The 12,401-nt window shown below is 39.3% G+C and carries 10 protein-coding genes; 8 read left to right on the top strand and 2 right to left on the bottom strand.

Annotated features, from left to right (window positions below):
* Positions 1 to 65 precede the first annotated feature (65 nt).
* Both licT and IGJ19_RS09850 read left to right on the top strand, forming a co-directional pair.
* On the top strand, positions 66 to 923 hold the full coding sequence (licT, locus tag IGJ19_RS09855; RefSeq protein ID WP_019723114.1) for a BglG family transcription antiterminator LicT: 858 nt from the start codon (positions 66 to 68) through the stop codon (positions 921 to 923).
* Between the two features lie 90 nt (positions 924 to 1,013).
* The gene (locus IGJ19_RS09850; RefSeq protein ID WP_074799542.1) at positions 1,014 to 2,900 is read left to right on the top strand and encodes a beta-glucoside-specific PTS transporter subunit IIABC; all 1,887 of its coding nucleotides are present in this window, start codon (positions 1,014 to 1,016) and stop codon (positions 2,898 to 2,900) included.
* 246 nt (positions 2,901 to 3,146) lie between these two features.
* Here IGJ19_RS09850 and IGJ19_RS09845 read toward each other — a convergent pair whose 3' ends face one another.
* Positions 3,147 to 4,052, bottom strand: coding sequence for a MurR/RpiR family transcriptional regulator (locus tag IGJ19_RS09845; RefSeq protein WP_430603859.1), 906 nt, complete (start codon positions 4,050 to 4,052; stop codon positions 3,147 to 3,149).
* A 305-nt stretch (positions 4,053 to 4,357) separates the two neighbouring features.
* Between IGJ19_RS09845 and IGJ19_RS09840 the strand changes: the two genes are divergently transcribed.
* The 5 genes from IGJ19_RS09840 to IGJ19_RS09820 all read left to right on the top strand — a co-directional run bounded on the left by IGJ19_RS09840 (position 4,358) and on the right by IGJ19_RS09820 (position 10,778).
* Positions 4,358 to 5,758, top strand: coding sequence for a 6-phospho-beta-glucosidase (locus IGJ19_RS09840; RefSeq protein ID WP_074799540.1), 1,401 nt, complete (start codon positions 4,358 to 4,360; stop codon positions 5,756 to 5,758).
* Positions 5,759 to 5,763: 5 nt separating this feature from the next.
* The gene (locus IGJ19_RS09835; protein WP_019724140.1) at positions 5,764 to 7,197 is read left to right on the top strand and encodes a 6-phospho-beta-glucosidase; all 1,434 of its coding nucleotides are present in this window, start codon (positions 5,764 to 5,766) and stop codon (positions 7,195 to 7,197) included.
* A 143-nt stretch (positions 7,198 to 7,340) separates the two neighbouring features.
* Entirely contained in the window at positions 7,341 to 8,270 is a 930-nt protein-coding gene (trxB, locus tag IGJ19_RS09830) for a thioredoxin-disulfide reductase (RefSeq protein ID WP_430603857.1), read from the top strand.
* 415 nt (positions 8,271 to 8,685) lie between these two features.
* On the top strand, positions 8,686 to 10,413 hold the full coding sequence (locus tag IGJ19_RS09825; protein ID WP_430603855.1) for a phospho-sugar mutase: 1,728 nt from the start codon (positions 8,686 to 8,688) through the stop codon (positions 10,411 to 10,413).
* A gap of 65 nt (positions 10,414 to 10,478) precedes the next feature.
* The gene (locus IGJ19_RS09820; RefSeq protein ID WP_065095735.1) at positions 10,479 to 10,778 is read left to right on the top strand and encodes an ArsR/SmtB family transcription factor; all 300 of its coding nucleotides are present in this window, start codon (positions 10,479 to 10,481) and stop codon (positions 10,776 to 10,778) included.
* Between the two features lie 83 nt (positions 10,779 to 10,861).
* On the opposite strand, the gene IGJ19_RS09815 is transcribed toward IGJ19_RS09820, so the two are convergent.
* Positions 10,862 to 11,719, bottom strand: a complete 858-nt coding sequence (locus tag IGJ19_RS09815; protein ID WP_010734955.1) for a pyruvate, water dikinase regulatory protein — start codon at positions 11,717 to 11,719, stop codon at positions 10,862 to 10,864.
* A gap of 91 nt (positions 11,720 to 11,810) precedes the next feature.
* Here IGJ19_RS09815 and IGJ19_RS09810 point away from each other — a divergent pair, with 91 nt between their 5' ends.
* On the top strand, positions 11,811 to 12,239 hold the full coding sequence (locus tag IGJ19_RS09810) for a Fur family transcriptional regulator (protein ID WP_010734956.1): 429 nt from the start codon (positions 11,811 to 11,813) through the stop codon (positions 12,237 to 12,239).
* Positions 12,240 to 12,401: the final 162 nt, after the last annotated feature.

Genomic DNA, 12,401 nt, shown 5'->3' with positions numbered 1-12,401 from the left:
TTCCATGGCTGACTTTTTGGGTTTTTTTGTTTTTTTAGGAGTGACAATCATAGAAAGGGGATATTATGCGGATTGAAAAAATTCTAAATAATAATGTCGTTGTCACAAGGGACAAATTAAATCGAGAAATGATCGTTATGGGAAAAGGATTAGCATTCAAAAAAAAGATTGGTGATGCTATTTTAGAAGCGGGTGTGGATAAAGAATTTCATTTGACAGATGATCGACTGTCGAGGCATTTTCAAAAATTAGCGGAGGATATCCCGATGGAATACCTCGAACTCTCCTACGAGATCATCGAGTATACGAAAGAAAAGTTAGATGTGACATTGAATGAATCCATTTATATTTCATTGACCGATCATTTATACAATGCGATTAAACGTTATAAAACCGGCGTTGGATTACCTAATGTTTTATTATATGATATCAAGCAATTATTTCCGAGAGAATACCAAATAGGTAAAAAAACGATTGAAAGAGTCCATCATAAATATGGATTTGATTTATCCGAAAATGAAGCTGGATTCATTGCCCTTCATTTAGTCAATGCACAATCAGAACAAGATAGTATGAACAATATGTACCAGTTTACGAAAACCATTCAGGATATTTTGAATATCGTTCGCTATTATTATCAAACACCCTTTGATGAAGAATCGATTTATTTTTTCCGATTTGTCACGCATCTTCGTTTTTTTCTCAGCCGTGTGATGAACACGTCCCTTACCCAAGAAGGTGAGGTCGAGGAAGAACTGATCCAGATGATCCAGCGAAAATACCAAACGGCTTCTGGCTGCGTGGACAAAATCGCTTTATTCTTACAGGAAACATTTAATTATCATATGTCAGACGATGAAATTGTCTACTTAACGATCCATCTGGCTCGTTTGGCAGATAATAATCATTTAAAAAATCACTAAAAGGAGGGCCGTGGGTTCAACGAATGAGTACCAAAGGATAGTGACATTGAGTTGGCTAAACCTTCAATCAAACAATTGGAGGAAAAGAACATGGGAAAATACCAAGATTTAGCAAAAGAAATCGTGAAATATGTTGGCGGAAAAGAAAATATCAGTAGTTTGACGCACTGTGTGACTCGCTTGCGTTTTCGGCTAAAAGACGAAAGTAAAGCAGATGACGAGACATTGAAGAATATGGATGGTGTCGTGACCGTCATGAAAAGCGGTGGGCAATACCAAGTAGTCATTGGTAATCATGTACCAGACGTATATGCAGATGTATTAAGTGTAGCAGGGATCTCAGAAGATGCGGAATTAGCCCCTGCGAAAGGCAATATATTTAATCGTTTGATCGATATTTTAAGTGGTTGTTTCCAGCCTTTCTTAGGAGCTTTAGCAGCTGCCGGGATGGTCAAAGGATTGAATGCATTATTTATCTTTTTAGGATTCTATGAGCAGACTTCCGGAACTTATATCATGTTAAATGGGATCGGTGATTCGATCTTTTATTTCATGCCAGTTATTTTAGGGTATACAGCAGCTAAAAAATTCAAATTGAATCCAATGGTCGGCATCGTCATCGGTGCAGCCCTTGTCTATCCGACCGTACAAGGACCGGCATTACAAAGTGGCTTTGAAGCAGCCAATCAAGGTGCTGCAGCGCCGCTTAGCCTTTTAGGATTGCCCGCGTATGAAAGTTTCTTGGGTATTCCCTGGGTAGGAGCTTCTTATACATCAAGTGTTGTTCCTGTCATCTTTATCATTGCTTTTGCCGGACAAGTGCAAAAATTTGCGAAGAAGATCGTTCCAACAGTTGTCCAAACATTTGTTGTTCCTTTTATGGTCTTATTGATTGCTCTACCGATCGGCTTTTTGGCGATTGGCCCAATCGTCAGCTTGTTAACAGAGTGGTTGAGTGCAGGTTTCCAAGCATTGATGGATTTTTCACCAGCATTATATGGTGGGGTCCTAGGTTTCTTCTGGCAAGTATTAGTTATCTTCGGTCTACATTGGAGTATCATTCCTTTGGCGATCATGCAGCTGGCACAAAATGGCTCAAGTCAAATGCTGGTAGGTGTTTTTGGGGCAAGTTTTGCACAAACTGCCGTTGTGTTAGCGATGTACTTCAAGTTTAAAGACAAGAAAATGAAAGCCTTATGTATGCCTGCCTTTATCTCAGGAATCTTTGGCGTAACAGAACCAGCCATCTATGGAATCACTTTACCTAAAAAGACCCCGTTCATTTATTCAATGATTGGTGGCTCGCTCTCTGGTATCTATTTGATGATGAGTGGTACGACAGGTTATACAATGGGTGGACTGGGCATCTTCGGAGTGGTGAACTTCATTAGTGGTAGCGATGCAAGTGGCATGTACAATGCCTTTATCGGTATTGCAATTGCAGCAACGATTGGTTTTACTTTGACTTTCTTGTTATGGAAAGATACGGAAGAAGTAGTACCTGAGAAAAAAGAAAGTAAAATCAAAGAAATCGTCAAAACACCGATCCAAGGCGGTATTGCATCTTTAAGCGAAGCAAAAGACCAAGCATTTGCTAAAGGCGCGTTAGGAAGAGGAATCTTGATCTATCCAGAAAAAGGGGAAGTTGTTGCACCATTCGATGGGACAGTGATGACGCTATTTCCTTCAAAACATGCGATCGGTTTAGTTTCTGAAAGTGGATTGGAACTGTTGATCCATGTTGGTTTAGACACTGTACAATTGCAAGGGAAACATTTTGAATCTTTTGTGAAACAAGGGGATAAAGTGAAACAAGGAGACGTCTTATTGCGATTTGATATCAATGCAATCGAAAGTGAAGGCTATAGCGTAGAAACCCCTGTCATTATTACCAATTCAGCAGATTACCTGGATATCGTCGAGAATCAATCGAAGATCGTGACGAATGGGGATGAGTTGATCACAGCGTTGACTTGATGAGTTTAAATCCTTTAAAATCAAGGTTTTAGAAAGTTAGCTTGGTGTTAAAGAGCATTTTTCCACAGGAGGATGTTTCTAAGTACCTGATTCCAAAAAAAGTCGTAACATCCGAGGGTTTCCTCTCATATTTTGGATGTTACGGCTTATTTTCTTAGAAGTTCAGCTATTAAATTAGAGAGTAAATTTCAAGGAGCAACTTTGTTCTGAACGAATCTTTCTGATCGTTCCCGCTATAAAAGTAGACTAATCGCCATCTTCGATTGAATCGGTAAATAGTTCTTCTTTCATAATGGATGAACTGATCTGCCGTGTATCGACTTTTTGCCCGACTTCGATCAAATAATTGAGGTTCTCACGATAATGTTCAGCAAAGACACAACTATATAACACATCCAACAAATAGGAGATCGACGTATTGATCGTGAAACTACTGATTTTTGAGTACAATCGTTCACGTGTTGTCAGGCGTAATACCACATCGCTCGCTGTGGACAAACTGGACTCACCGATGCTCGTCAACGATAAAATCGGCACATTTTTTTCTTTCAAAATTTCAGCAGTCCGAAGCATCATCTGATTTTCTCCCGTATAGGAGATCAAGATTGCACAGTTTTCAGGCTGACAATTGTAGGCATCGTAATAAGACTCACCAGAAGTTGGCACAATGGTCACTTCTTGTTTGATCCGATTCATTTTCAATTTGAAGGATTGAGCGATCAAGGTGTTGGTGTCACTCGAAAATAATACGATTTTATTGGCTCGCAGCAGAAGTTGTTTTGCTTGTTGGAGATCGTCGTGCATCAACAAGGATAACGTATCTTGGATCGTCATACGTTCAAGTGCCGCAATCCGATTAGCGATCGTCATGATGCCTTCATTTTCGGAAAAAGGGAGATTGGCGTCCACTTCTTGAAAGTTGCCTTGCAGATATTCTGTTTCAGCGATGAACGCATCTCTAAAATCCACCCATCCATGAAACCCCATTTTTTTGGCGATCCGAATCAAAGTAGAAGGATGGACATAGCAAGTTGCTGCAATTTGTTGAATCGTTCGATCGGCCAGAGTTGTTTCATTGGCTTGGAGAAAACGGATGACTTCGCTTTCTGAAGGTGAAAAGTTGATTTGTTTAAGCTTTTCCTTTAATAGCATAATTCGATCCTCTTTTTTACGTTTTTAGTTAAAAGTATGTAAAATAATTGTAAACGGTATTATTAAGTGTGTCAATGGAACAAATCAAAGAGAAGTAATTCCTTTACTCGCTAATTTTGATTAAAAGATTAGGCTTTATTTGTTTTTTTTTATTATTTTTCTTTTTGTTATGCGCAATAAATTTACAAAAAATCACAAGAATATCGATCATTTTGTAAATGATTATTCAAAGTAATCAAAAAGTATTGTGACTTTTATTTACAAAAATGATAATAGAGTTGTAAAAAAGACGAAGGAGTGAGTGTATGAATCAAGGAATCAAGATCGCGACAATTGGTGGCGGAAGTAGTTATACACCGGAATTAATGGAAGGTTTTATCAAACGTTACGATGAATTGCCGATTCGTGAAATCTGGTTAGTCGATATCGAAGCTGGGCGTGAAAAACTAGCGATCGTCAGTGAAATGGCCCAACGGATGTGGGATGCTTCTCCATATGACGTGAAAATCTATGCGACCTTGGATCGTGAGGAAGCATTGAAAGATGCGGACTTTGTCACTACACAATTTCGGGTCGGTCAATTGGATGCTCGTGTAAAAGACGAACGTATTCCAGCCTACTACGGCATGCTAGGCCAAGAAACCAATGGTGCTGGTGGGATGTTCAAGGCGTTTCGGACGATCCCAGTCATCTTAGCAGTAGTTGAAGATATGAAACGCCTTTGTCCGAACGCTTGGTTGATCAATTTTGCTAATCCAAGCGGTATGGTGACTGAAGCAGTCGTTCGTTATGGGAAATGGGACAAAGTGATTGGATTGTGCAATGTTCCCGTAATGGCAATGATGACAGAGCCAGTCATGATCAGTGAAAAGAAAGAAGAGTTGATTTATAAATTTGCTGGGCTGAACCATTTCCATTGGCACAAAGTAGCGGATGCAAAAGGAAATGATCGTACCGAAGATTTGATCGAACAACTTTATGCGGAAGATAATGGGTTGCCAAAAAATATATTCGATGTGCCATTCTTTAGAGAACAACTCGATCAAATGAACATGATTCCTTGTGGCTATCATCGCTATTACTATCGTGAAGAAGAAATGTTGGAGCATGCGTTGGAAGAATACCGCACGATCGGAACGCGAGCACAACAAGTCAAACAAACAGAAGCGGAATTGTTTGAGCTATACAAAGATCCGCAACTCGATCATAAACCAGAACAATTACAACAACGAGGCGGTGCCTATTATTCGGATGCTGCGTGTGAAACGATTGCTTCGATCTATGGCAATAAAGAAACTCAAATCGTTGTCTCAACGAAAAACAATGGGGCAGTGCCTGATCTACCTGCAGACTGTGTCGTTGAAGTAACAGCGTATGTAGGCGCGCAAGGAGCAAGAAGTGTTGCTTTTGGTTCATTACCTACAGCAGAACGTGGCTGGTTACAAGTGATGAAAAATATGGAGTTGTTGACGATCGAAGCAGCTGTCACAGGTGATTATGGGACAGCGTTACAAGCATTTACGATCAATCCATTAGTTCGTTCTGGTAAAACAGCGAAACGCATGATGGATGAATTATTTATTGCTCATCAAGAGTATTTACCACAATTTAAAGAAGCCATCGATCGCTTAACAGCAGAAGGCATCGAAGTGCAAGATGAATTAGCAAGAGAATTGTCAGAAAAACGTGTAGTGGAAGGAGTATAACAACGATGGGATTTAGAAAAGACTTTTTATGGGGTGGCGCAACAGCTGCCAATCAATGTGAAGGTGGATACGATGAAGGAGGGCGCGGCTTAGCCAATGTAGATGTCGTGCCGATTGGTCCAGATCGTTTTCCAGTGATTACCGGTCAACAAAAAATGTTTGAGTTTGATGACGAACATTTTTATCCAGCAAAAGAAGCCATCGATATGTACCATCACTATAAAGAAGATATTGCCTTATTCGCAGAAATGGGCTTTAAAACCTACCGTCTATCGATTGCCTGGAGCCGTATTTTTCCATTAGGTGATGAGAAAGAGCCAAACGAAGAAGGGTTGAAATTCTATGAAGATGTCTTTAAAGAATGTCAAAAGTATGGGATCGAACCCTTAGTAACGATTACTCATTTTGACTGCCCAATGCATTTAGTCAAAGAATACGGGGCATGGCGTTCGCGTGAATTAGTCGGATTTTATGAAAATCTTTGTCACGTGATCTTTAACCGCTATAAAGGATTAGTAAAATACTGGTTGACCTTTAATGAAATCAACATGATTTTACATGCACCGTTCATGGGTGCTGGCTTGTATTTTGAAGAAGGCGACAATGTAGAGCAAGTCAAATATCAAGCAGCTCATCACGAGTTACTAGCGAGTGCGATTGCCACAAAAATCGCGCATGAAGTCGACCCTGAGAATAAAGTCGGCTGTATGTTAGCTGCGGGGGCTTATTATCCTTATTCATGTAAACCAGAAGATGTCTGGGCTTCACGCCAAGCAGACCGCGAAAACTACTTCTTTATCGATGTGCAGTCAAGAGGAGAATACCCAGCATATGCGCTAAAAGAAATGGAACGTCAAGGCATCGAGATCAAAATGGAACCAGGAGACTTAGAATTATTGAAACAACATACCGTTGATTTTATTTCATTCTCTTATTATTCTTCTCGTGTTTCAACAACCGATCCAAAATTATTAGAACAAACCGCAGGAAATATCTTTGAATCAACGAAAAACCCTTATTTAGAAGCAAGTGAATGGGGCTGGCAAATTGATCCATTAGGTTTACGGGTAACCTTGAATGATATTTATGATCGTTATCAAAAACCATTGTTTATTGTCGAAAATGGGTTGGGCGCGGTAGATACTCCGGATGAGAATGGCTATGTGGAAGATGACTATCGCATTTCATATCTTGCTTCACACATCCAAGCGATGAAAGATGCAGTCGAATTAGATGGTGTTGATCTTTTAGGTTATACGACTTGGGGATGTATCGATCTGGTTTCTGCTGGAACTGGTGAAATGAAGAAACGCTATGGTTTTATCTATGTTGATCGTGACAATGAAGGCAATGGTACATTGAAACGGACAAAGAAAAAATCATTTGATTGGTATAAACAAGTGATTGCTTCGAATGGTGAAAATCTAGCGAACAAATAGGATAGAATAAGAATGTCTATTGTTTTTGTCTATCGATTTCGAGTATAATATATCTATTCGAAACTCGTAGGCAGAACAATAGACTTTTTGTGTGATTGGCTGTAAAGTAGGCTTACTTGATTTTAAAACGGAGGAATCTACATATGTATGATGTAATCGTAATTGGCGCAGGGCCTGCTGGTATGACCGCTGCTCTATATGCTTCAAGATCAAACTTATCAGTAGCGATGATCGAACAAGGGGCACCTGGCGGGCAAATGAACAATACCGCAGAAGTAGAAAATTATCCTGGATTTGATTCGATCATGGGTCCAGACCTTGCGTATAAAATGTATGAAGGTGTTTCACGATTTGGAACTGAAAATGTCTATGGTATCGTCCAAGATATCAAAGATCATGGCAACTATAAAGAAGTCATCTGTGAAGACAAAAGTTACGAAGCGAAAACAGTCATCATTGCAACTGGTTGTATCCATCGTAAACTAGGGGTACCAGGCGAAGAAGAATATGCTGGACGTGGTGTTTCTTACTGCGCGGTTTGTGACGGTGCATTTTTCCGTAACAAACGCTTAGTCGTGATCGGTGGTGGCGATTCTGCGGTAGAAGAAGCTGTGTATTTGACACAATTTGCTTCAGAAGTCGTTATCGTTCATCGTCGTGATGAATTAAGAGCGCAAAAAATCATCCAAGATCGCGCATTTGCGAACGAAAAAATCTCATTTGTTTGGGATACGATCACTGATGAGATCATCGGAAATGATATGGTCGTTACTGGTGTCAAAGGGCACAACGCAAAAACAGGGGAAGCAATCGAATTAGCAGCTGACGGTGTGTTCATCTATGTTGGACTAGATCCGTTGACTGAACCTTTCCGCAAATCTGGGATCACAAATGATGCTGGCTGGATTCCAACAGATCAAGACATGCGTACGAACATGCCTGGTGTATTTGCCATTGGCGATGTACGAGAAAAAGATCTACGCCAAATCACTACAGCAGTAGGCGATGGCGGGATTGCTGGACAACAAGTATATAAATACTTGGAAGCTTTAGAAGAAACGCCAAAAGCATAATGCTCGTTTATTGATAAAATAAGATCGAAAGCGTCTAGAAAATCAAAATCGATGAGCTAGATGATTAGATATCTTCAATAATTGAATAGACGGTGGAAGTAACTACTATGTACAATGAACCGTACTATCCTAAAATAGTTTCTACTATTTTAGGGATGGTACGGTTTTTTTGTGCTGAACGACTTTTTCACTCAGGTCAGAGGGCTTCTTTCACAGCCTAGATAAACGGTGTTCAAGAAGCTGACCTTCAACATTAAGCTGATAAATCAAAAAATATGAAGAGCTATTTTCTGATTTCTCATCTTACTGCTCAGGTCAGAGCGCTTCTTTCACAACCTTTTCTTATGCTTTGCTATCTAAAAAGAGAATGCTATACTTAGAAAGGAACATATTTTTAGAAAGAGGTGTCAGCTTCATGTCTTGGAAACAAGTTTACGAGCAATGGGCAACTGAAGAATCATTAGAAGAAAATTTAAAAAAACAATTAAAAGAATTAAGTGAAAATCCTGAAAAATTAGAAGATGCGTTCTACGCACCTTTGGAATTTGGTACAGCAGGAATGCGCGGGATCTTAGGGCCTGGAATTAATCGAATGAACATCTATACTGTACGTCAAGCAACAGAAGGGCTTGCACAATTTATGGATGAACAAGGAGCAGAAACAAAAAAACGTGGGGTAGCGATTGCTTATGATTCACGTCATCAATCGCCAGAATTTGCGATGGAAGCGGCAAAAACTTTAGCGCAACATGGTATTCCATCTTTTGTCTTTGAAAGCTTACGACCAACCCCAGAGCTTTCATTTGCGGTTCGTCATCTTAACGCATTCGCTGGGATCATGGTTACAGCTTCTCATAATCCAGCGGCATATAATGGCTATAAAGTCTATGGCGAAGATGGTGGACAAATGCCGCCTGCTGATGCAGACGCATTGACAAAATATGTACGAAACATCAGCAATCCACTAAAAGTAGAAGTTTTAGCAGAAGAACAAGCAAAAAATAGTGATTTGATCACGATCATCGGCGAAGAAATCGACCAAGCGTACTTGGAAGAAATCAAAGCAGTGACGATCAATCATGAATTAGTAGAAACATTAGGGAAAGAATTGAAGCTAGTCTTCACGCCGTTACACGGAACAGGTAAAGTGTTAGGTGAGCGTGCGTTGACTCAAGCGGGATTTGAACAATTTGTCTTGGTTCCTGAGCAAGCAGTCGCTGACCCAGACTTCACCACAGTCAAATCACCAAATCCAGAAGAACACTCTGCTTTTGAATACGCAATCCGTTTAGGCGAAAAAGAAGGCGCAGATCTATTGATTGCTACTGATCCAGATGCCGATCGTCTAGGTGCAGCTGTACGCTTGCCAGACGGTTCATACAAAGTATTGACAGGAAATCAAATCGGCGCTTTGCTTGTCCAATATATCCTGGAAGCTCACCAAGAAAAAGGAACACTGCCAGAAAATGCGGCGGTCTTGAAATCAATCGTTTCAAGTGAACTACCGACAGCAATCGCTAGACATTATGGTGTAGAAATGATGAACGTCTTGACTGGCTTCAAATTTATTGCTGAAAAAATCCAACAATTTGAAGAAACAAAGGCGCATACATTCATGTTTGGTTTTGAAGAAAGCTACGGTTATTTAGTCAAACCATTCGTTCGCGATAAAGACGCGATTCAAGCACTATTATTATTAGCAGAAGTTGCTGCATTTTATAAAAAACAAGATAAGACCCTTTATGATGGGTTACAATCGATTTTTGAAACGTATGGCTATTATGCAGAAAAAACAATTTCAGTCACAATGAGTGGTCAAGAAGGTTCAGCGAAAATTGCTGCACTGATGGAGAAATTCAGAAAAGATGCACCAACTGAATTTGCTGGAGAAAAAGTTTTACAAACAGAAGATTTCAAGGCACTAACAAAAACAGATGCCCAAGGAAATGTAGAAAAACTAACGACTCCACCTTCAGATGTATTGAAATATACACTAGAAGAAGACGGTTGGATCGCGATTCGTCCTTCTGGAACGGAACCAAAAATCAAATTTTATATTGGTGTCAAAGGTGATTCAAACGAAGCAGCACAAGAAAAAATTGCTGCACTTGAAGCTAGCATCAAATCAATGACAGAAGAATAAACAGTTGAGACTGACGAAAAAAGTGGTACACTTTAGTAGTCAGTCTTTTTTTGGAGGTGAATCGTTTGTCGGGGAATCAAAACATTAAAGTAGAAAAAGTGAGTCAATTATTCAAGGTATTAAGTGATCCGACACGTTTGAATATTTTACTTTATTTAAAAGATGGTGAAAAAAATGTGACGTCGATCAGTCAATCTGTTCAAATGGAACAATCGGCTGTGTCTCATCAATTACGCTTGTTACGTGAAAACCATGTGGTGAAATCACGACGTGAAGGAAAAACGATCCTTTACAGTTTGGATGACTTTCATGTATTAGATATTTTAGAACAAACGATCAAACATGTAGAGCATCAAAAGAACTAACTAAAGTCATTAAAAAAAGGATTTGAAAGACGCTGATGCGCCGATCAAACCCTTTTTTTATTATTTAAAAAGATAAGAGATTTCTACTTTTCTTCCGAAGTTTCTGTGCCGTAATAGCTATGGTCTTCCAGCTCTAACTCATTCAAGATCAATGAAGCTGTTTCTTCAATAGAAAGAGAAGCAACATTGATGACGACACACCCTAATTTTTCATAAAGTTCATTGGCAAATTCCAATTCTGCACGAATTTTTTCGATATCGGAGTACGCAGTATCTGGATTCAGGCCATATGAACGCATGCGTTCTTTACGAATGTTATTTAAAATATCAGGGTTATTTGTTAATCCAACAATCTTCTTCGGATCGATTTCCCACAACTGTTTAGGGATATGAGCTTGAGGTATCAGTGGGAGATTCGCTACTTTTAAATTTTTATTGGCTAAAAACAAACTTAACGGCGTTTTAGAAGTTCTGGAAACACCAAGTAAGACAACATCGGCTTCCAAAAAACCTCGAGGATCTTTTCCGTCGTCATATTTCACCGCAAACTCCATCGCTTTGATCCGTTTAAAATAATTTTCATTCAATAAGTGAAGTGCCCCTGGTTGACGTGTCGGTTTGATACCAGTCAAGCGCTCGATTTCTGCAATTGGGGGGGTCAATACATCAAAGCTGTATAATTTGTTTTTTTGACAAAATTCATTTGTTAAATCCACCAATTCTTGGTTGATCAATGTATGGAGAACTAATGCTTGTTCTGACAATGCATCATTTAGTGCGCGTTGCAACGTCTCTGGATCAGTCACAAATGTTCGTCGAAATAAACTAAATTCGATGGATGGATATTGCGCCATTGTGGCTTGGGCTAATTTTGTCGCTGTTTCACCTGCAGAGTCGGAAATGACAAAAAAGGTGACGACTTCATTTGATTCGGCAGTCATAAATAAAAAACCTCGCTTGCTTTTTTTTTAGGTTTATTATACCATACTCGAGTGTACATACTTCGTAATCATTTTGATTTGGGGGATAATGATGAATAAACAAACATTGATTGAACAATCTTTAGAAACATTGAAAAATAACGGGTTCAAATACACGAAAAAGCGAGAAGCATTACTCGCATATTTAATCAAACGAAATCGTTACGTCTCTGCAAAAGAAGTCTTTGACTATATGAGTCAGGAATTTAAAGGAGTCAGCTATGATACGATCTATCGTAATTTACATGACTTTTCAGAGTTAGATCTTTTGGAAGAAACGGATCTAAATGGAGAAATGAAATTCCGTTTTCATTGTTGTCAAGGCGAGATTGGGCATCATCACCACTTCATATGTACCGTTTGTGGGACGACAAAAGAAATCCATATGTGCCCAATGAATTATTTTGAAGAACAACTCAGTGGGTGTACCATTGAAGGGCATCGCTTTGAGATATTTGGACGCTGTGAGAGCTGTCAATAATAATTTTCAATAAAATAACAGGTGATTATTTAAAAAAATCATAAGATTCTCTTGACGGTCAAAACTGCTTTAGCTATAATGTTTATAGAACAGTCTTGTTTCTTGAGATTAACATTTCAATAACAATTACGGTTACTTTTTAAGCTCGGAGGGAGGGAATTA

It is taken from the genome of Enterococcus sp. DIV1368b (genome assembly GCF_050529595.1).
In the GTDB taxonomy this organism is placed as follows: Bacteria; Bacillota; Bacilli; order Lactobacillales; family Enterococcaceae; genus Enterococcus_B; species Enterococcus_B mundtii.
The sequence above is the reverse complement of the archived record's forward strand: the minus strand, read 5'-3'. Positions and strand labels throughout refer to the sequence as shown.